Annotated in this window: 15 protein-coding genes; 10 read left to right on the forward strand and 5 right to left on the reverse strand. The window is 45.2% G+C overall.

Annotation, left to right across the window (positions count from 1 at the left end; all coding sequences use genetic code 11):
• Positions 1–154 precede the first annotated feature (154 nt).
• The 4 genes from helD (at position 155) to ACYCSE_RS19415 (ending at position 5660) form a co-directional block, all read left to right on the forward strand.
• Positions 155–2533, forward strand: a complete 2379-nt coding sequence (gene helD, locus ACYCSE_RS19400; protein ID WP_459699422.1) for an RNA polymerase recycling motor HelD — start codon at positions 155–157, stop codon at positions 2531–2533.
• A 153-nt stretch (positions 2534–2686) separates the two neighbouring features.
• The gene (locus ACYCSE_RS19405) at positions 2687–4528 is read left to right on the forward strand and encodes an adenine deaminase C-terminal domain-containing protein (protein WP_235308070.1); all 1842 of its coding nucleotides are present in this window, start codon (positions 2687–2689) and stop codon (positions 4526–4528) included.
• 125 nt (positions 4529–4653) lie between these two features.
• The gene (locus ACYCSE_RS19410) at positions 4654–5235 is read left to right on the forward strand and encodes a Crp/Fnr family transcriptional regulator (RefSeq protein ID WP_459699424.1); all 582 of its coding nucleotides are present in this window, start codon (positions 4654–4656) and stop codon (positions 5233–5235) included.
• A gap of 83 nt (positions 5236–5318) precedes the next feature.
• The gene (locus ACYCSE_RS19415) at positions 5319–5660 is read left to right on the forward strand and encodes a darcynin family protein (protein ID WP_069291665.1); all 342 of its coding nucleotides are present in this window, start codon (positions 5319–5321) and stop codon (positions 5658–5660) included.
• A 141-nt stretch (positions 5661–5801) separates the two neighbouring features.
• Here the strand turns inward: ACYCSE_RS19415 and ACYCSE_RS19420 are convergent, their stop codons facing one another.
• The gene (locus tag ACYCSE_RS19420; protein WP_459699426.1) at positions 5802–6650 is read right to left on the reverse strand and encodes a copper amine oxidase N-terminal domain-containing protein; all 849 of its coding nucleotides are present in this window, start codon (positions 6648–6650) and stop codon (positions 5802–5804) included.
• A gap of 243 nt (positions 6651–6893) precedes the next feature.
• On the opposite strand from ACYCSE_RS19420, the gene ACYCSE_RS19425 reads away from it, so the two are divergent.
• Both ACYCSE_RS19425 and ACYCSE_RS19430 read left to right on the forward strand, forming a co-directional pair.
• Positions 6894–8168, forward strand: coding sequence for an ABC transporter substrate-binding protein (locus ACYCSE_RS19425; protein ID WP_459699428.1), 1275 nt, complete (start codon positions 6894–6896; stop codon positions 8166–8168).
• A gap of 33 nt (positions 8169–8201) precedes the next feature.
• Positions 8202–9905 carry a methyl-accepting chemotaxis protein gene (locus ACYCSE_RS19430; protein WP_459699430.1) on the forward strand — a complete coding sequence of 568 codons (1704 nt, stop codon included), beginning with the start codon at positions 8202–8204 and terminating at the stop codon, positions 9903–9905.
• A gap of 96 nt (positions 9906–10001) precedes the next feature.
• Here the strand turns inward: ACYCSE_RS19430 and ACYCSE_RS19435 are convergent, their stop codons facing one another.
• Complete coding sequence (locus ACYCSE_RS19435; protein WP_459699432.1) at positions 10002–11276, reverse strand: oligosaccharide MFS transporter; 1275 nt, start codon at positions 11274–11276, stop codon at positions 10002–10004.
• A gap of 483 nt (positions 11277–11759) precedes the next feature.
• On the opposite strand from ACYCSE_RS19435, the gene brnQ reads away from it, so the two are divergent.
• Positions 11760–13118: a branched-chain amino acid transport system II carrier protein gene (brnQ, locus tag ACYCSE_RS19440; protein ID WP_459699434.1), complete on the forward strand. Its 1359-nt coding sequence runs from the start codon at positions 11760–11762 to the stop codon at positions 13116–13118.
• A gap of 16 nt (positions 13119–13134) precedes the next feature.
• Here brnQ and ACYCSE_RS19445 read toward each other — a convergent pair whose 3' ends face one another.
• Positions 13135–14055, reverse strand: coding sequence for an AraC family transcriptional regulator (locus tag ACYCSE_RS19445; RefSeq protein WP_069291669.1), 921 nt, complete (start codon positions 14053–14055; stop codon positions 13135–13137).
• Positions 14056–14235: 180 nt separating this feature from the next.
• On the opposite strand from ACYCSE_RS19445, the gene yicI reads away from it, so the two are divergent.
• Positions 14236–16560 carry an alpha-xylosidase gene (gene yicI / locus ACYCSE_RS19450; protein ID WP_165175749.1) on the forward strand — a complete coding sequence of 775 codons (2325 nt, stop codon included), beginning with the start codon at positions 14236–14238 and terminating at the stop codon, positions 16558–16560.
• A 144-nt stretch (positions 16561–16704) separates the two neighbouring features.
• On the opposite strand, the gene ACYCSE_RS19455 is transcribed toward yicI, so the two are convergent.
• The gene (locus ACYCSE_RS19455) at positions 16705–17658 is read right to left on the reverse strand and encodes a serine hydrolase domain-containing protein (protein WP_459699437.1); all 954 of its coding nucleotides are present in this window, start codon (positions 17656–17658) and stop codon (positions 16705–16707) included.
• 271 nt (positions 17659–17929) lie between these two features.
• Between ACYCSE_RS19455 and ACYCSE_RS19460 the strand changes: the two genes are divergently transcribed.
• Complete coding sequence (locus ACYCSE_RS19460) at positions 17930–19648, forward strand: methyl-accepting chemotaxis protein (RefSeq protein ID WP_459699439.1); 1719 nt, start codon at positions 17930–17932, stop codon at positions 19646–19648.
• 90 nt (positions 19649–19738) lie between these two features.
• A complete protein-coding gene (locus ACYCSE_RS19465; protein ID WP_459699441.1) occupies positions 19739–21049 on the forward strand; it encodes an MFS transporter in 1311 nt (436 codons plus the stop codon).
• Between the two features lie 92 nt (positions 21050–21141).
• On the opposite strand, the gene ACYCSE_RS19470 is transcribed toward ACYCSE_RS19465, so the two are convergent.
• Positions 21142–22341, reverse strand: coding sequence for an MFS transporter (locus tag ACYCSE_RS19470; protein WP_103047946.1), 1200 nt, complete (start codon positions 22339–22341; stop codon positions 21142–21144).
• Between the last annotated feature and the right edge of the window lies 1 nt (position 22342).

A 22342-nucleotide genomic window follows, 5' to 3' on the forward strand; every position in this document is an offset into this window, starting at 1 on the left:
GAACTACACTTCTTGTTACATTATAGCATGCTTCAAAGAATTAGTCAATTTTCCCGGATCAGGGGGATGCCGCGAGTATGCCCGGGTCCATAATAGAGCATAGTTTGTACGCAAGGGAGCCCTGCATGGAGCAGGAGGAAACGGAACAGGAGCGATGCCAGTGACTACTGAACAGCAATGGAATGAAGAACAACGAAGAGTAGAAGATGTGACCGCAGTGATTAGCGGGCGTATTCGGAAGCTAGAGACAGAGGTTGGTTCTGTGCGCGGAGATGTCGTCGATATGCGTAAAGACTTCTGGGATGAGGTAACGATCAATTTCAGTGAGGCGGACGATGTGGGCGAGACGTCCACCAGTTTGCGTCAGCAGTCTGAGATTTTGTCTGAGCGGGAACGAAGACACAAGCATTCCACAGAGGCGTTAGGTCGTTTGAAAAAGTTGCTTGATTCACCGTATTTTGCACGCATTGATTTTGCTGAGGAAGGGCAGACTGCGGAACGTGTTTATCTGGGGATTGCCTCCCTGCTGGATAATCAAGATGAGGAATTTTTGATCTACGACTGGCGTGCGCCTATTTCCAATCTTTATTACGATAACATGCCGGGGCCCGCCTCATATAAGACCCCGGCCGGGGAGATGAAAGGGGAACTCACGCTTAAGCGCCAATTCTCGATCCGTGATGGACAGATCCGGTTTATGTTCGATACAGGAGTGACGATTGGAGACGAACTTCTTCAAGCAGTATTGAGCCGCAGCTCGGATGCTCAAATGAAAAGTATAGTCGCTACTATCCAAAGGGAGCAAAATCGCATCATCCGTGATGATCGAAGCCGGATGCTCATTGTTCAGGGGGCGGCAGGAAGCGGCAAAACCTCTGCTGCGCTTCAGAGAGTAGCGTATTTGCTGTATAAGTATCGGGATCGCTTACGAGCGGATCAGGTCGTGTTATTTTCGCCTAACCCGATGTTTAACAGTTATGTATCGACAGTATTGCCTGAATTAGGTGAGGAAAATATGCTTCAGGCCACGTTTCAGGAATATTTGGAGCGGCGTTTGGGCCGGGAGTTTCAGTTAGAAGATCCATTTGAACAGCTGGAATATGTGCTTTCAGCATCGTTACAGCCTGGGTATGAAGCTAGGATGGAGGGTATCCGCTTTAAGCCGTCCAAGACGTTCTTACATGTGATTACAAGCTACAAGACGTATTTGGAACAGGAGGGAATGCGTTTTAAACCCATCCGTTTTCAGGGACGTGAGGTGGTTTCAGTAGAGCAAATGGCACGCAAGTTTTATGAATTCGACTCTACGGTTCGGCTGGCGAATCGATTGGAACTGCTACGGGATTGGATGCTCAAAGAGCTGGCCCGCTTTGGTAAGGAAGAATGCTCCGCCCCATGGGTGGATCAACAGATGGATCTGATGGAGCCGGAGGATTATCAGCGTGCCTATAACCGCATGCGCCGTAAATCCAAGAATAAGGGCGATACCTTCGACGATTTTACGCGTGAAAGAGAAATATTGGCACGTATGGTGGTCAGTGGCCGCTTAAAGCCCCTGCGCAAATGGATTAAGGCGCTTCGCTTCGTAGATACGACCCGGCTCTACAGCGAGCTGTTTATGAATGAGGCATTGTTGAGCCAACTGGCGAATCATGCAGAGCTGCCCGTCAGCTGGGGTGAAATTAGTCGACAAACTCTGGAACGAATTCGGGCTGGGGAGTTAGCGTATGAGGATGTGACACCCTTTTTATATTTGCGTGAGCTGATGCTGGGCTTTCGTTCCAATAGCAACATCCGTCACGTGTTTATTGATGAGGCACAGGACTATTCCCCATTCCAGCTGGCGTTCTTCAAGCGTTTATTTCCACAGGCTAAAATGACGGCACTGGGTGATTTTAATCAGGCGATCTATGCCCATGCCTCGGTGCTTCAGGATGCAGAACCATTGTATGACTTGTATGGTGCAGATCAGACCGAGATGATTTCCCTGACACGCAGCTATCGCTCAACACAGGAGATTGTGGAATTTACCCGGGGGATGGTCGCTGGGGGAGAGCACATTGTACCGTTTAACCGTAAAGGTGAGAAGCCTCTTGTTACTGAGGTGCGTTCGCTTGAAAAGTTGCATCAATTGATAGTTGGGAATGTCACAGAATTGTTGGCAGAAGGCTATGAATCCATCGCGGTGATCTGTAAAAATGCTGACGAAAGCGCGGCAGCCTACGAAGCGCTGGAAGGACAGCTGTCAGTGAAGCCAAAACTAATTAAGAAAACAACTCCTGCTTTTGAAAAGGGGATTCATATCATTCCGGCCTACCTGGCAAAAGGCGTGGAATTCGATGCGGTTCTGATTTATGACGGATCAGCGAAACAATACCAGCGTGAGAGTGAGCGTAAGCTGTTCTACACCGCCTGTACGCGAGCGATGCATCTGCTGCATATTTATAGCATAGGGGAGATTACGCCATTCGTGAGTTTACGGGATTCGGATACGTATACCCTCAAAGTGGAAGAAAGTGATCGTGTTCTATAGAGAGGACATTGGCAATCAGCCGGGGACAAATGCCTTAGAAACCCTTGCGATGCCTGAATAGATGTAGAGTTGGCTGGCATTATGGAGCGTATTCCAGTAACATAAGCAAATAAGCAAAACAGGTAAGAAGCATAAACGGAGGTTACAAACGTAATGGACATGAAGAGTGTATTTCAACGCCCGCCGCTAGCGGACTGTGTACCCGAGTTGGTAGCTACAGCTAGAGGAGAGCGCAAGGCATCGCTGGTGATCCGCGGAGGAACACTGGTCAATGTGGTATCGGGCGAGTTGCTGCCGGGCATGTCTATTGCTGTGCAAGGTGCTCGTATCGCTTACGTCGGTAGGGACGTCAGTCATACGATTGGAGAAGACACCATAATCATTGAAGCGGAAGGCCGCTATATGGCACCGGGGTTACTGGACGGACATTGTCACATCGAAAGCACGCAGCTGACCGTAACGGAGTTCGCTAAGGCTGTACTGCCACTGGGAGTGACGGGTGGTTTTTTTGACCCGCATGAAATTTCCAATGTACTGGGTCTAAAAGGGCTTCGTCTAATGCTGGACGAAGCACGTACGACACCGCTGGCTGCTTACATGCAGGTGGCTTCTTGCGTCCCGTCCACAGGTCCGGAGCTGGAAACGACGGGTACCTCCTTCGGCCCGGCGGAAGTCGCAGAGGCGTTAAGCTGGGGCCCGGATATGATCGGGCTGGGCGAAGTCATGAATTTCCCTGGTGTCGTCTATGGAGACGATGTGATGATCGGTGAAATTCAGGCCACGCTGCGCGCGGGCAAGGTGGCGGATGGCCATTTTACATGGGCCTCCGATGATTGGCGGCTGCCGGTCTATGCAGCCGCGGGAATTACGGGCGACCACGAGTGTGTCACGCCCGAGGATGTAGCCGAGCGTATCCGGCTCGGCATGTATGCCAAGATGCGGCAAGGCTCCGCATGGCATGATGTAGCCGAGACGATCCGAGCCAGCACGGAAATGGGTCTCGACACGCGCCGCATGATGCTGGTAACGGATGACCGCAGCGCTGAATCCTTGCTCCATGAAGGGCAGATGGATTTCGTCGTGCGTCATGCCATTGCACAGGGCGTCAAGCCCGTAACCGCGTTTCAGATGGCCACGCTGAATACGGCAGAGCGCTTCGGCGTGGCACGGGACATCGGATCGATCATTCCGGGTGCGATTGCCGACATAATTTTGCTTGATGGCCGATTGGCCGAAGTGAATGTGACGGCTACCATCGCAGCGGGCCAGCTGGTGGCCGAGCACGGTCAAATGGTCGCCGATTGGGACGGCTTCGTTTATCCTGCGGAAGTGATGGACACGGTCCATCTGGGACGAGAACTGAGTGCTGCAGATTTTCGCATTGCGGCTCCAGTACAGGAGGGGAATGTACCTGTACGGGTGATTCGTGTTACGGAAAACCACGTGGACACGAAGGAAGTGCGAATGATCGTTCCGATCCGTAATGGAGAAATCACGGCAGATCCTGCACAGGATTTGTGCAAAATAGCCGTTTTCGAGCGCCATCATGCCAGTGGCAGTCACGCGGTTGCACTTGTGACAGGTGTCGGCTTCACCGAGCCGGCTGCGATTGCCATGACCGTCGCGCATGATAGCCACAACCTGCTCGTCATTGGTAATGATGACGAGCTCATGACCCAGGCGGCGAAGCAGGCTGTTGCCCTGCGTGGCGGCGTGGTGGTCGTATCCGCCTCGGGTGAGACGCGCTTCCCGCTACCTATCGCCGGGCTGATGTCCCCAGCTCCGTTTGCAGAGGTAGCTGCGCAGTCCGAAAGTATCAGTCGGGCGCTTCAGCAGTCCGGCTGCATGCTGAACAACGCGCTGATGACACTGTCACTGCTCGCACTGGTCGTTATCCCTGAAATCCGTCTGTCGGATCAGGGGCTTGTCGTGATCGGAGCGGATGGCATTCGCAAGGTATCTCTTTTTGTGGAAGAGGATGCTGCGGAAGTCTGATAGAACACGTCGCTAGGGGTTGTCCTACAGGTCTGCCCAGACCTGAGGGATAACCCCTGTTTTTCATACACGAAGTCAAAAAAATATCTTCGATTCCTTTATAAAAATCAAGGAGCGGTGGGCAGATGCATTCCTATTATCGTTCATTAGAAAAAATGGCTCATCATGCCTCGATTATAGAGCAGGATTGGAACAGGTTTGTAGAGCAAACCTGTGTGAAGCATATTCAGCAGGGAACGGTTCTCATTGAAACGGGTGAGCCTGTGAAACATGCCTATTTTTGTTCAGAGGGATTATTTCGTTTATTTTATACATTAGCAGATGGCAGAGAATATAATGTTGGTTTTTCGCCAGAAGATGATTACGTAACCTCTTATGGGGCTATGATCCAAGGAGAACTATCCACTTTTTCGATTGAGGCCATGGAAGATTCGGTTGTCATTGAAATTCCATATCACGTATTGAAGGAGCTTATGGATACAAGCCATATGTGGGAAAGATTCGTCCGTAAAAGTGTAGAAAGACTTTATATTCGAAAAGAGGAACGGGAGCGCGAATTATTGTATCTTTCCGCTAAGGAGCGTTATCATGCTTTTCTTCACAAATATCCCGGATTGGACAAACGAGTTGCCCAATATCATATAGCTTCGTACATAGGCGTCTCCCCTGTATCACTTAGTCGTTTGCTGCGTAGTGATCCGCATTAACCTATGTTAATGCGACGTTGTAGACAATCAGCGTACAATAACGATACATCATTCAAGCTTCACCAAAAAAGGAGATAAGGCATATGCGTTATATGATGATTGTATTATTGGAGTTCTACCCTTCCTGGTTGGCTCTACCTCGGGAGGAACGTCGAAAATATGCGGGGGCCTTGCAGGCTACCATTCAAAAATATAGCGAACATGTTCAGGTTCGTTTTTTTGATGCAGAAGCACTGCCTGGAAAGGACTACACTGATTTCGTCGTATGCGAAACGGAGGACATGAAGCAATATCACTATATGTGGGAAGAAATTCGCGATTCGGAGCCGTATACCAAAGGATACATGAAGATTAAAGATGTAGTGATGGGTATGGAAAATGCATTTCAGTCCTATGAGTCAGAAATGTTACAGATGGAAAAATAACCGTCATTCCGCTTTCTATGTAAAATGAAGAGTTCATCTTATATACGGTTAAAAAAGGCGAATTCCTGTGCTGCTTATGTTCAGCTGGGAATTCGCCTTTTATCTTTTGGAGACGAAAAAGTGTAATAAGAAAAAATCACATTATACAACTGTGTTACTTATAATCATCAAAAAACCGTTCTTCCCAGCGGTATCCATTAACTGATTTATGAATTTTCTTGCGGTATCGTTAAACAAATACCACTCATTTTTCGATACGTCATGAATCAAAATCTCTGGATATTCTGTTGAAAGTTCAGATGGAACAGGACTAATTAAAGAATAAATATCAAAACGAGCTAAGCTTTTCCCTTTTTGGCCTAAAAAATCATATTGTGCATTTTTATAATAAGATCCAGGTGTGTCAATAGTGAAGCTCCAAGAGTAGTTTGCAGGTGCTTCAACCTTTTTACCTATGTTTTTTGCGAAAATATTATAAATGGTTTCATTATATGCATTGCCATGAACTTGCTGAACTACGCCGCCCATAAACATATGGTATTCCTGTTGAAGTGCTTTTACTTGTACACCGTTTATGAACAATGGTTTAGTATCAACAGTCACTGCAAAGTTGCTGTAATTGACATTGCAGCCAAACGCCTCTGCAATAAAACGAAGTGGAACATATATGCGATTATTTTTCGTGTATGGTTTTACATCGAGCAGTATCTGTTCACCATTTTTCTCCGCTGTGCTTCTGTTTATTGCTAATTTCACTTTCATTTTGCTTTTAGCGAGAATAACCTCAGAATTGGACCATTCGACACTAGCCCCCAAACTTTCGCTTATAACACGTAGAGGTACCATAGCGCGTTTATTCTTCATTTCGGGTTTCACATCGGATGTAATAGCCACACCGTCAACTTTGATCTGATTTTGTGCTGCATAAGTAGTGGACGATGAAATAAATAAAAAAATTGCAAGAAAAGCCGCAAAGAATGTTTTTTTCATAAATGATGGCTCCTTTTTCGGTTAAATTTGTTGCGCAGTAACTTCCCCCATATGAAGACGCAACTGGATAAAAAAACGTTGCGCTGTCCTGTCCGTTAACTTAACGTAACAACCAGTTTGTACTATTTAATTACCTTCCGATATTTACCAACTAAAAATTGCTAATCTTCCTGGAGAATTATGTCGATAACATTGAATATTATTCATAAAATTTATCAAAGTAAATCCTTAGGGGGAAAGTTAATGAGAAAACAGCTAAAAGTTGCGATTTCTCTAGTATGTTTAATGATGTTTATAGGTTGTTCAGCTTCACCAGTATCACAGCAGATGACCAAGATTACACTTTTGAATTCCAAATCTGAAATAAAAACCCAATTAGAAGAAGTAGCAAAACAATACAATCAAGAGCACCCTGAAGTATCTTTGGAGATTATAACCGCTCCTGAGGGGACGTCTGCATATCAAAAGCTGATGTCGATGTACGGCTCAGGAAGTCCAGCAACGATGTCGATGCTTGACCCGGGCGACACGCAGACATTCCTGGATAAAGCCGTTGATTTAAGTAAAGAGAAGTGGGTAGCCGATACGATAGAAAATGGACTTGATACAGTTAAGAAAAACGATGCTGTGCTGGGATTCCCATTTGCAGTAGAAGGCTACGGATTAATCTATAACAAGAAAGTATTGGACAAGGCAACAGGGGGTTCTTTTGATCCTTCTTCGGTGAAAAGTAGAAGCAACCTGAACTCATTAATGGCTAAGATTCAGAAGACGGGAGTAGCACCGGTCATGCTTTCACCAATGGACTGGTCTCTCGGCTCTCATCTTTTAGCTCTGTCTTATTCTGTTCAACCTGTGGGTTTTCCAGAGTTTGTTAAGGGTATGCAGGATAACTCCATAGACATGTCCCAAAATAATGTAATGTCTGGATGGGTACAAACTTTAGATCTGCTCAAGAATAACAGCATCAATAAGAATTCACCTTTGGACAGCACGTATGACGATGGAGTCAAAGCATTAGGAGAGGGAAAAGTGGGGCTTTGGTTTATGGGCAACTGGGCTTGGGCTGGGATTAAGAGCAATGATACAGCAAATGAGGAATACGGTTTTTTGCCTCTTCCGTTAAGCGATAATGCAGATGACCCTAACAATGCTAAAATCACAGTCGGTGTAACAAAGTATATTTTCATTGATTCTACAACTACAACACCTCAGGAGCAAGAGGAAGCAAAGAAGTTTCTGAACTGGCTGGTATACGACAAGTCCGGACAAGAATTTCTGGTAAACAAGGCTAATACGATACCCGCGTTTAAAAATATTAATTTAGAGCCTGCCGATCCTTTGGGACGATCGATCAAGTCATATATGTCGAACGGAAAGACGCTGCCGTTTATGGCAACACTTCCACCTGATCACGGGGCCATCACAGGAGCATCTATCCAAAGCTACATTAGTGGAAAGATAGATAAGGCTGAGCTGTTGCGCCAAATACGCATATACTGGAAAGCTCAGCAGTGATGATACGAGACCAGTTACGGGAGGAAGATAAAGATGTTTAAATTAACGTTAAAGAAAAAAATAATTAGTGCAGCGCTCATACTGGTTATCGTACTGTCCCTTTCAAGTGTTATAGGCGTCATTAAGATGTCGGAAATGGGTGAGGCTTCTGATAAGGTAAATAACAGGTCTTTGCCTGCGGTTATTCTTCTTCAGGGTATGGATAAGCAGATTACAGAAATCGATAGACTCACCGTTCGATTGATACTTGAAGAGGATGCGGCTGTTCGCAGCACTTATCAAGAAGAATTAACCAAAGCTACAGCTTCAATGGATAAGAGTGTAAATGAATATCAAAGTTTAGCCTCTACGGCAGAGGAAAAAGAACTGTTCACCAATTTTTATGGTCAGTGGGCAATGTATCTTCGCCATCTAAAGGTGGTTTCCGCTGCCATGGAAGAAAACGACAAAGTGATGGCCTACATGATCATTCATGGAAATTCTTCTATTTATAAGGCAGCATTAGACAATGTAAATAAACTGAAGTTACTTAATGAGCAGTACGCTACTGATGCCGCTAATCAATCGAGTCAATCTTACCATTCAGGTAGAATTTTGATGATTTCTCTGACTATCATATGTACGATCCTAGGAATTATCGGTTCTTTTTTACTGGCTCAATCGTTCACTAAGCCCATATTAAAGATTGCGGAACAGATAAAGCTGGTAACGAGGGGGGACCTGCAAGTGGAGCCCCTTAGAGTCCGGTCAAAAGATGAGGTCGGGGAACTGGCATCCGATTTTAATGAAATGTGCGATTCACTGCGCAACCTTTTAAAGGAAGTTGTGGATAATTCCTTACTGGTTGCCTCTACGGCTGAACAGTTAACGGCCAGTGCGGAACAGACGAGCATCGCTACCGAGCAGATAGCTATAAGTGCCACTCAAGTCGCAGAGGGATCTCAGACACAGCTTGCAGATATAGCTGAAACGCTGAATTACACGGTAGACGTTTCTAAAAGTGTAGACAACATAACCAATCGCTTTGTTCATGTGGCTAATCTCACAACCCAAGCACAAGAAAAAGCAAACAACGGGAAAACCCAAATGTCTTCGACTGTCTTCCAAATAAGAGATGTGCATACCAAGGTAACTCAATCCGCTGAAGTGGTAAATATTCTAGGCGAAAAGTCGGCGGAGATTAAACAGATCACAGCTATGATCAGTGATATAGCAGCCCGAACCAATTTGCTTTCACTAAATGCGAGTATAGAAGCTGCAAGAGCGGGAGAGCAGGGAAAAGGATTTGCGGTTGTCGCTTATGAAGTACGCAATTTATCGGCACAAGCAAGTGAAGCAACGGGCAAGATTTCTTCGCTGGTCAACGAAATCACATTAAGAACAGATGAAGTTGTGGTTTCAATGAATGAAGGTGTTCAATCTCTGAATGAAGGCATGATGCTTGTCGAAGGTGTAGGTAACGTTTTTTCTGAGATTGTGGGTGCCGTTGAAGAAGTGGGTAGTGAGGTGGACACGGCGGCTTTAGAAGCAAGATCCGTAAATGAAGGAACCGTTTCTATGGTTGAATCGATGAAGAAAATTGCTGAAATCTCCGAACGTACTGCAGATTCTACTCAAACAGTCGCAAGCGTAGTTGAGGAAACTACCGCATCCATGCAGGAAGTGTCAGCAGGTGCTAACATGCTTGCCAAGAGAGCGGAAGAGATGAATCAAACGGTGTCGGTATTCAAGATTTAAAATAAGCTTCAAATCAAGTGGAGTTAAGAGCGGCAGCCTTGGACGAGAAAAAAAAGTCTTAGACTGCCGCTGTTTTGTTAAGCTCAAACCATTAGATTACGAATGAACGGCTTCAGCTTTTTTGGCTGCTCTTTTCAGATCCTGTTTACGACGTTCCTCCAGATACCGCTCCCCATTCTTCTTGTCTGCCGTCAGTGTAAAGCAGGATATGATGGTGAACAGGCCTGCAATGCAACCCAGAATTACATAAGTTATCGGGAAATTTAATACTTCATACATATGCCCCACAATGGGCGAGAAAATGGAAACCACCAGGGAGCCCATAAACAAATACAGCAGGTACATGGTGGAGGACAAGCGCTGGTCAAAGTTAACGGTAATGTATTTGAAGATGGCTACCAGAATAAGCGGTTTCTCCAGGGAGTGAATCATCTTCATTGCAGCTACCCATATGGAACCGAATGGCAACGAAGAGCCGATAATACGCAGAGACATAATCAACCCGGCAATAATTAATGCCCATTTGGCGGTCGTTTTGTTCACAAACCAAGGGGTAACGAAAAGGAACACAAATTCCAGGAAAACCTGCACAGCGCTTAAATCACCGAGGAATTGATTTCCTTCCGCTTTGGAACTGAACTGCGATACGAAGTATGTGGCAAACTGCTGGTCATATACCTCATAGATTTGGGTCACGCCAACCATGAATAGCATAAGAAACCAGAACTTTTTGGTACGCACGAGATGCAGCACATCGAGTAGCTTCAACGATTCTGTTTTCTGCTGCTCCTGTCCGGAAATTTCGACTTTGGTCAGAAAGATGCAGATCATGGCAACAACGGCAGATACCGAGGCAATCCAGAAGGTCAGGTTTACATTGATATTGATGACCCGTCCTGCAACAAAAGTAGCCGCCGCCCACCCAAGTGAACCCCACATACGAACCCGTCCGTATTCAAAGCCGTATTTACGCGAAACTTTGTCCATATACGAATCGACGACACCATTACCTGCATTAAATACCAGGCCGATAAATAGCGCACCAACAATGGCACCAATGACGAACTGCGTTTGAAGTAATGGACCGTACACATAGATAAAAAAGGGTCCGACGAGTAAAAGAATTGTAAAGAGTATGTACAGCAGATGTTTTCTCAGACCCAGCTTGTCGGATAAGTAACCGAACAGGGGTTGCATAATCAAGGCCACGATTGAGTTAGCCGCATATAGAAATCCCGTGTAGGTTTCTGAAATTCCCAGGCTTTGTCCCAGCCAAATGACAAAAAAAGACATGGCGGCAGACCATGTAAACAGATAAGCGAAGTTAAAAATACTCAGAGACCAATAGTTGCGTTTTGCCAAATTCATCATGTTTAAGCACCCCTTCAAATTGTAGCCGCTCAATGTGTTGCCAACGTCAATATGTATTGTCTGTACTATTAATTGTAAGGATTATTCACTCGCTTCCATAGGGCATTTTCCCAAGATTTCCTGTGCTTATTTCAATCAGTTGAGGATTTGAATAAAACAGCAGATCCTGATATGGATTAAATGGGGGCTCAAACTATTTTAAATATGTTGAAGAAGAATAGTACTATATCTACATCTTGTAAGAAATAAGTCCTAAGTGTAAAATTCTCTTATAGTTCATTAAGCTCACTAAGTTCATTCTGCAAGTACAAAGTTACTTGAAATACTGATCGTATATAGAGTATTGTGTAACGATGAGTTAAGACGAAACCCGCTCATCCTAAAGGCACGGGTTATCACTAGGCTCTATTAACATATATTTTATAAATTAAAAAGAAAACGAATAAAACAAAATGTTGTGAGTTCGTAGTTGGAGGATTTATTATGTCGAAAAGTGTTTCTTCGTCCTTTATTATCATTATAGGCTCAATGCTATTTGCCTTATTTTTTGGTGCAGGGAATCTAATCTTTCCACCTATGCTTGGGCAAATGGCTGGAAAGAATGTATGGGTAGCCAATGCGGGTTTCTTGGTTACCGGAGTTGGCTTACCATTACTAGCCGTCACAGCCTTTGTTTTTTCGGGCAAAAGCAATTTGCAAACTTTAGCGAGTCGTGTACATCCTGTATTCGGCCTTGTCTTTACAACAATCCTTTATCTAGCCATCGGACCTTTATATGCAATTCCTAGAACCGGTAGTGTGTCATTTGAAATTGGAGTAAAGCCTTTTTTTTCTAACAATGCAGATCATCCTGTCGCACTTGTTGTATTTACTATTCTTTTTTTTGCAGTTGCATGCTTGTTATCACTTAATCCTACAAAAATTATTGATGTTATCGGAAAGTTCCTAACACCCATTAAATTGACATTCATTGGATTACTTGTGATTGTAGCTATTATTCACCCCATAGGAAAATTCCAAGAACCTGCGGAAGGTTATACATCGAATGTCTTTTTCAAAGGCTTTCAAGAGGGTTATTTAACATTAGACGCTCTTGTAGCCTTTATTTTTGGAATTATCATTGTGAATGCAATTAAGGATAGAGGGGTTACTACAAAAAAAGAGTTGATGATCATTTGTGCCAAAGCGATAGCCATTGCGGTTATACTCTTAGCTTTTATCTATACGTCTCTTTCATACATGGGAGCTTCTAGCGTTGAAAAATTGGGTGTTTTGGGAAATGGCGCTGAGGTGCTAGCTAAGGTTTCCTCCTATTATTTTGGATCTTATGGTTCTATTCTATTAGGCTTAATGATTACAGTAGCGTGTTTAACGACAAGTGTAGGGCTTATTACTTCCTGCTCTTCTTTTTTTCATGGATTATTTCCGAAAGTCTCATACAAAAGAGTTGCTCTCATGCTATCTATATTTAGTGCTCTTGTAGCCAACATAGGTTTAACACAGCTTATTAAGGTTTCAACGCCAGTATTAATGGCAATATATCCTATTGCTATTTCTCTTATATTTTTAACTTTTTTACATCCCGTATTTAAAGGAAAGTCAGAAGTATATCAAGGCAGTTTGATATTAACCTTTATCGTTAGTTTATTTGATGGCTTGAATGCTGCTGGAATAAAAATTAATGTAATTAATGACTTTTTCAATCATCTTCTTCCATTATATAATGTAGGGTTAGGGTGGTTAATTCCCTCTGTTTTAGGAGGTGTAGCTGGCTACATATTTACTAAGTTAAGAGGAAGAAAAATAATTTTAGTACTTATGAAGCCCAAAAAAAATAAATGATTTATCCTATGGCATATTAGTCTGTTATATAAGGGACAGCAAGCGCCTGATCTGCTTCGTGCTGCTTACGGTACTGCGAAGGGGTCAGGCCGTTCCATTTTTTAAAGGTCGCAATAAAATAGCTTAAATTGTCAAAACCAACATCCAGCGCAATATCAACCACTTTGCGATCACTTTGCTCCAGCAACCTGCAAGCCTTCTGAATCCGATGATAGTTGATATATTCTACCGGGCTTTTCTGAACCATCTGCTTAAAAAAACGGCAAAAATGCCCCTCACTCATTCCAATCTCATCTGCGATCTCCCGTAAACGTATAGGTTCATGAGCATGACTGTTGATATACGCCAGCGCTTTTTTGATCCGTTCAACTTTGTTGCGTTGCCCCGCCATAATCACATCCTCTCCGTTAGCAGGGGTCATGTGTGGATACAGGCAGGCAATCATGCTATAGAGCTGCGCCTTGGTCGCCAATTCACGGGCAGGCGTATTCTGCTCATGGCTGGTGATAATGTGTCGCAATGCAGCCAGCACCTCTTGCTCCCAGGGCTGCACGCCTCGAATGTGAGGGGGAGGGACAAGCTTTTTACTGATAAATGGGTCAATAAACTGCGTCTGCACCGTATCCTGCGTGCGGCTGTACAGCATGTCTGGATGAAACACCACCGCAGAAAATATGCAGCGAGGGCTTTTTTGTAAATAACCGGCGTGAAGCTCGCCGCTGTTGACAAAAAGGGCTTCACCTTTGTTAACCTCCGTATAGACCATATCCGTCTGAAAAATGGCGCTTCCCTGCTCCACTACGATAAACTCCATCTCTTCATGCCAATGAGATTCCAGTATACTATTTCCGTTCAACTGCTCTACGCTCGGATATACGCTGACTGGGTACATGGGATTGCCGTGAATGCGGTTTTCCCGCAACATTTCCCTTTGCATTTCAACGACTCCTCTTCTGCAAACTGATTTATATAGAAAACATCAAAATATTGATACAATACGTCAAAATAAACGAAGTAAACCCTTACATAAATCAATATTATTATAGTAAGGATTTCGCAAAAATCCAACAAGCGATTTGGGATCAAGAAATAAAGATTGAAGCGGAGGAAGTAACAGATGAAATTTACTGATGGCTATTGGATGGTTCGCAAGGGCTATGAAATACAAAATCCTGCTGATATCCGTGATATTGTGACGGACGATGCTTCCATGACGGTATATGCAGCGACCCACCGGATCGAGCACAAAGGAGATACACTGAACGGAGCGTTGCTGAAAGCGACCTACAGCTCGCCTATGCCGAATGTCATTCAGGTGCGTCTGAACCACCATAAGGGACGGGTGCATCAGGGGCCGAATTTTGAGATTCACACCTTGCCAACAGAGGTAGATATAACAGTGGATGAGGACGCAGCGGTACTGAAAAGCGGCGATCTGAGTGTGCGAGTCGGTCGTGGGAAGAGCTGGGATGTAGGCTTTTATGTCGAGGATCGTAAAGTCACAGGCAGCGGACATCGGGGACCAGGCTATATTACAGACCCGCAGGATCAGCCTTTTTTCCGAGAACAGCTGGAGCTGGGCATCGGTGAGTACGTATATGGACTCGGAGAGCGTTTCACCCCGTTCGTAAAAAATGGCCAAGTGGTCGATATCTGGAATGAAGATGGCGGGACTAGCAGTGAGCAGGCCTATAAAAACATTCCATTTTATCTATCGAATAAAGGGTATGGTGTGTTCGTCAACCATCCGGAAAAGGTATCCTATGAGATTGCATCGGAAAATGTATCAAAGGTTCAGTTTAGCGTCTCCGGCGAATCGTTAGAGTATTTTATTATTGGTGGAGCTAACCCTAAAGAGGTACTGGACAATTACACCAAGCTGACGGGTAAGCCTGCATTACCACCAGCCTGGACCTTTGGTTTGTGGCTGACCACTTCGTTCACAACAGATTATGATGAAGCGACCGTGAACCATTTTGTGGACGGGATGGCTGAGCGGGATCTACCACTCTCGGTATTCCATTTTGACTGCTTCTGGATGAAGGAATACCAATGGTGTGATTTCCAGTGGGATCAAGATATGTTCCCAGATCCAGAAGGCATGCTGCGGAGATTGAAGGCTAAGGGCCTCAAAATCTGCGCATGGATCAACCCGTATATTGCAGAAAAGTCCATTTTGTTCGATGAAGGCATGGAGAATGGCTACCTGGTCAAAACAGCTGATGGCAGCGTTTGGCAATGGGACCTGTGGCAGGCAGGAATGGGGCTGGTTGACTTCACGAATCCGGCTGCTGTCGCATGGTATCAGGATAAGCTGAAGGTGCTGATCGATCAGGGCGTGGACTGTTTCAAAACCGACTTTGGTGAGCGTATTCCAACACATGTAGTTTATCATGATGGCTCTGACCCAATGAAAATGCATAATTATTATACGCATTTGTATAACAAGGCAGTGTTTGAAGTGCTGGAGGAAAAGCTGGGTAAAAATGAAGCAGCGTTATTTGCACGTTCTGCTACGGCTGGGGGGCAACAGTTCCCGGTTCACTGGGGCGGAGACTGCTCGTCGACGTATGAGTCGATGGCAGAATCATTGCGGGGCGGATTATCACTTGGCTTGAGTGGGTTTGGCTTTTGGAGCCATGATATTAGCGGCTTTGAACTAACGGCTGCGCCGGACTTATACAAACGGTGGGTGCAGTTTGGACTTTTATCCTCCCATAGCCGACTACACGGAAACGTGTCGTACCGTGTTCCTTGGCTGTTTGACGAAGAGTCAGTCGACGTGGTACGCAGCTTTACCAAACTCAAATGCTCGCTGATGCCACACCTGTATGCTTCTGCTGTGGAATCCTCGGTGAAGGGACTGCCGATGATGCGGGCTATGGTGTTGGAATTCCCGCAGGACCCAACCTGTGCAACGCTCGATCGACAATACATGCTAGGAGATTCCATTTTGGTAGCCCCGATCTTTAATAAAGAAGGCAGTGTACAGTATTATGTACCAGAGGGTCAGTGGACGAATTTGTTAACAAACAAGAGCATGTCTGGTGGTCGTTGGGTCAACGAGTATCATGATTTTACAACCTTGCCTGTGCTCGTGAAGCCGAACACACTGTTGGCAATTGGTCATGAGGACAGTCGTCCGGACTATGATTATGCAGATCAAGTGGCGCTTCATTTGTTTGAGCTTGGAGAGGGGCAACAAGCTCGAACGGTAATCGTGAATACGTCAGGTGAAGAAGAGCTAACGGTTACTGCCAGCCGCAAGGATTCTGTTATTACGGTGAAGGCTGAAGGTGCTGTTAAACCATGGTCGATAGTCCTGCGCGGTATCCATGAGGCTGTTCAAGTGGAGGAAGGCAGCAGCCAGTCGGGAGAACAGGGTGTAATCATTACACCAGCTTCCAGCGGACAGCAAGAGCTTACGATTCACTTGGACTAAGTAAGGCTCTAGATAGTGGATGAAGTATGTCATAATGTAGCGATTATATGCAAAAAAAGGGCTTGCCTGATCCAACAGGCAAGCCCTTTTTGATGCAGATTTTTGCTAGAGACCAGTTGCAACTTTTAGCTTCGGTATCTATTCCTATCTATTCTGCTGGAGTAGCAGCGGTACAATATACTGCCGGAAAATATCCACAGGAGCCCGTTTCTTTTTGAATTTATCAGCGGTAACGACAACAACCATGTCATACGACGGGACGACAACAATGTATTGCCCACCGAAGCCGAGAGCGTAAAAATAGTCCCTTTCAGTTCCTGTCTCTGTTTCATCTGAAAAGGAAGAAGTCCACCAGTGCCAGCCGTAAAATGCTTTTTGTGGTTTGGCAGCAGGAAGAAACGGACGGGTTGAATATCGGACTGTCTCTGTTTGGATGATCTGCCGTCCTTCCCAGCCTCCTTCGTTCAGATAAAGCCGCCCGAATTTGAGCATGTCCATCGGCCTGAGATGCAGTCCGAATCCACCTGTATGCGTGCCCTGAGGATCGGTCTCCCAACGGTAGCTTTCGATACCGAGCGGTTGGAATAATTGCTGCTCGGCAAATTCAGCAACTGTTTGTCCAGAAACATTACGTAGTATGGTGGCCAAAAGTTGAGAACAGCCAGAACTGTATTCCATTCGCGTCCCTGGCGCATCCGATAATGGCTGTGAAAGCACAAATTGCACCCAGTCTGACGTTTTGCTCATGGTAGGAAAAGAATTTTGCCCGCCAAATTCCGTCCAGTTAAAGCCTGCAGACATCGTCAGCAGATGTTCAATCGTAATATCACGCTTTCGAGAATCACTATCTGTGGCCAACTGGGGAAAGAATTCGAGGATTAGCGTCTCCGGTTTCGGTCCTCGTTGCTGGTCCATAGCGATACAAACTAATGCAGAAATCACGCTTTTGGTACAGGAATTTATTTTATAGAGTTCGTTAGCAATTTGAGGTTCACGATAATAATTCATGATCATATTACCCTGCAGCTCAATAAGGCAGCTGCGAGTTTCCAACTCGTTAAGCACGTGAATAAGTGGTTTCAGTTCCAGACTTTTCATGCAGATCCTCCTTGAGGCTTATGGCATACCAATACATAGTATATCATTTTAATAGTCTGAAATTCGAAGGGTACAAACTGAAAAGAGTTCATTTACCTAATTTTGAATTTTTTTGTTCTTTGATATTAAAAAAGATATATATGTTCACTGAATAGACATAAATATATTTAAAAATCTATACACTTTTTCTGTTTCATTCAAAAAAACAGTCGAATAAAACGATATATAGTAAGTTGGACATTTTATTCAGAAATAACTGGGGGACCGATTCATGAATTTAACCATTAAGGCCAAAATGATTCTTAGCGCGATACTGATCCCGAGTGTGATTGCAGCCATGCTGCTGACCAATTACATTTTAAGCGTACATAGTGAGAATGAGTACAAGGATATTATGAATCGTGAAGAGGCTATTGCGTATAACTCGAAGTCTCTTCAATTTTTGTTAAACGGTATATCTAATGATGAGCGGGCATATTTGCTAACTCGTGACGAACAGTACGGGCGAGAGATCGGAAACAAGCAGAGTGAAGTTGCAAAGTTGCTACAGGAGACAGAAGCTCTGCTTAGTGCAGGTAATGAGGATTCTAAGAAAAAGATGACTGATCTCAAGACGGGAATTAATACCTATATGAATCAAGTTCATCGTTTACTGACTACAGCGGGGTATCAGAGTACAAGAGATGATGCTTTCCCGCCATTTTCTGATTTGCTCGATGATTTTGAAAACGAACGGATGTTGCGCAAGCAACTTGATACTAAGGTAGTAGCCTTTGTCAAAGCTCAAGAAGATATGGTGACGGTGAAAGTACAGCAAGCGCACCAAACGATGACGAATACATCCTTGATTACGAGTGTTGTAGGACTTCTAGTTATCATTTACAGTATTTTTCAATCCATCGTGCTGATTCGTTCCATTCGTCCATTACACCATATGAATGAGCAGCTGTTGGAAATGTCTGAAGGTGGGGGAGATTTGCGTAGCCGACTGGATATTACGTCCAAAGACGAAATCGGTATGATTGCAAGCTCCTACAACAAGCTTATTGAGGGATTCCGCAGTATTATAGTGGATGCGCAGGATACGGCGCGTACATTAACCGTAACCGCAGAGCGGGTTAGCGTAAGTACAGAGGAAATGAATCAGGCCAATCGTCATACTTCCGGTGTAATGGAAGAGCTAGCAGCTGGTATGGAGCATCAGGTCGATGATATTACACAAACTACAGATACCGTGAAAGAGCTAGCCTACGAACTGGAGCATATTGCAGCTACGAGCCAGCAGGTGTACGAGTTATCTGATACAGCCGCTAAAGATGCAGATGCAGGAGAACAATCTATAGGTCAGGCTATGCGTCAGATGGAAAAGGTAAGCGAAAGTGTAGACAGCTCTGCACGTGCTGTGCGTTCACTTAGTGAACAGGCCGAACAGATTGGCATGATTGGAGCTGTCATTACCGGAATAGCCAAACAGACAGGAATGCTAGCGCTCAACGCGTCGATTGAAGCGGCAAGAGCCGGAGAGCAGGGGAAAGGATTTGCTGTTGTAGCCTCTGAGGTAAGAAGATTGGCCGAGCAGGTATCAGTTTCAGCAGCAGAAATTACACAATTTGTGCAAAATATTCAGGAGCATGTTGGAAATGTCGCTTCCAGTATGCAGACAGGTACGGTTGAAGTACAGTCTGGCGTAAAGGTCATGCAATCCGCAGAAACCGCATTTCGTCAGATTGGGAGTTCCATTCAACAGGTCAGCGAACAGATTCACAGTGTAAATCGGTCCGTAGAACAAATGTCCGGCGGATCCGAGCGAATGGTGGAAGCAGTAGAACGTATTCGTGAAGTAGCAGAGCAGTCGGCAGGGGGAACCCAGAGTGTCAGTGCGGCGGCTGAAGAGCAACTGGCTTCCATGGAGGAAATTGCGTCTTCCATTCATACACTGGCGGATATGTCGCAACTTCTGAATGCAAGGGTCGGTGGATTTAAAGTGTAGCCGCATAAATTCCCACCAATGTAAACACAATAACATCTGTTGAACGAATCAGAACAGCTGTGTTATTACTTTTGCAAAGGTGGTAACGGGATGCAACAAAATAAAGGGAATCTGCTTGCGTTAGGTTCCATCCCGCTGATGATGACGCTGGGTAATTCCATGCTGATTCCAGTTTTACCGGAAATCGGACGTAAGCTACATGTAAGCTCTTTTCAGATTAGCATGTTGATTACAGTATATGCGGTGGTGGCCATTTTACTGATACCGATTGCGGGCTATCTCTCCGACCGATTTGGCCGTAAGGCGGTGATTGTTCCCTGTCTGATTCTGACTGTGATTGGAGGGGGGATTTCTGCGGTGGGGGCATGGCTGCTTCACGACTTGGCAGCTTACTGGACCATTATTGCAGGCCGTCTACTCCAAGGTGCGGGAGCGGCAGGGGCTTTTCCTATAGTCATTCCGCTTGTGGGCGATCTGTACGAAAATGAGGATGAGGCCAGCAAAAACCTAGGGGTAGTTGAGACCTACAACACATTTGGTAAAGTGCTAAGTCCGATACTCGGTGCTGCGTTGGGAGCTGTTCTATGGTTTTTGCCATTGGCGGTGATTCCGGGCCTCTGTCTGATTTCGCTCATTTTAGTACTTTGGCTGATTCATGTGCCCAAGCGTAAGAACCAACCGATTATGTTTCGAGAATTTGTGGGAAATGTGAAGCAAGTGCTTGCTGAAAAAGGACGCTGGCTCTATGCTATTTTTGCAATGGGCGGTATTTGTATGTTTGTCATTTTTGGCGTCCTGTTTTACTTATCTGACATACTGGAAAGTCGTTACAACCTCCATGGAGTGTGGAAAGGTTTTGTGTTAGCCATTCCGCTGATTTCCCTCTGTCTGTGCTCTTATGTAGGAGGCAAGATCATCGGCAAGCACAAAAAGCGCATGAAGTGGATCGGTTTCAGTGGTTTGGCCGTATTGACGATCAGCTTTGCCATTCTCGGATTTTTCCAAAATATTTATGCGGTGATCGGATTGTTTACGTTAGGGGGCGGCGGGATTGGGCTCGCACTGCCTTGTTTGGATTCCCTCATTACGAAGGGAATTGAAAAAGAGGAGCGCGGAACCATTACTTCGTTGTATAGCAGCATGCGCTTTGTCGGGGTATCGTTAGGCCCTCCGGTTGTTTCATTGCTGCTGGGTCGCAGTGGACATGGTCTGCTTTTTGGCGTGATGGCCGCAGTGGGAGGCATTGCAGCTATGCTGATGCTGTTTGCGGTCAGACCCAAGCAGGATGAACCCACAGATGACAAATCCACTGACCCTATGAATGTGGATAAGGGGTTAACAGATGTGTCCCGAGAAAAGCCTCTTTCTCCCAAGCTAAGACGCAAAGCTCCTGTGAAATAAGAAATAACACCCGTTGTCCATGAAATCATGGCAACGGGTGTTTTTTGAAAACTGAGCAAGTATAAACTAATATTCAATTGTAAATCATAGACTTACCCTTCTAGAGGGACATGTGTCTTAGGCTTACGGCTTGCGACGATTTGTATGACATAGATCAGTAAGAACAGTACAATAAACAGCGAGGAGAGACGGTACATCCACGCATAATCACTTGCTTTGGCGATAATGCCAAGTATAAGCGCTCCGGCTGCAACCCCAAAATCGAGGGAATTGAGAAACATTCCGTTTGCCATACCCCTCTGTTTAGGAGACACGACCTGAATCATCCAGGTTTGCAGGGTCGGCTGCATGACACCAAACCCGATACCGTAGCAAAGAGCAGACATATACATGAAGACATCACTGTGCGCGTAGGAAAGCAGGATCAGACCGCCAATTAAAAACAGGGAGCCGGGGATGAGCAGTGCTTTTGCCCCCTTTTTGTCATAAATACGGCCCGAGAAGGGACGCACGATCAGCACGGATACCGCATTAAACAGGAAAAAGTAGGCAGGATGCGCCAGATTTGCTTCATCCCCGTAAAGCGCCATAAAGCCGAGTAACCCACCATATGTGATAGACATTAGCATGTTCAACAAGGCGGGAATCCACAATTTACGGTTAAATGCCGGTTTTCGCCCTTCTTCCAAAGGAACCATAGGTGGTTCGATGTGCCCCTTAGGTAGTGTACGAATCAGCCAGTAAGCCAACGGGAATATCACAACAATTACAGCTGCTGTCGTATAGGCAAGCAGGTTGAAACTCCCGTATTGCAGCATCGAAATGCCGATGGTTGGCCCAATCGACATCGCTAGACTGGTGGACAGACTAAAGAAACCCATTCCTTCACCGAGACGTTTGGGCGGGATGACGTCAGAGGCCATCGTTGGAAAGGCCGTACTACTCATACCGAAGCCGATCCCAAATAACATCCGCATGAGTAGAAGCACTGTAATCGTCGGTGAAACACTGTACCCCAGCGTTCCTGCCAAAGCAAACAGTAGGCCCACGAAGATCAGGGTACTGCGGTGTCCTTTTTCCAGCATACGGGCTGAAAAGAGTCGTGCTGCAATCGCACTTAAAGCGAATAAGGTGGTAACGAGACTCACCTGAACGGAACTAGCGTGGAATGTATTTTTCACATAAGAAGGAATGGAAGATAGGATCATCTGTAATTCCAGAAACAAAAATAAATTGGAAACCGTAAGAACGATAAATTCTTTGGTCCAAAGAGGTTGCTTGCCTTGTTGCATA

This window comes from Paenibacillus sp. SEL1 (assembly GCF_054602535.1).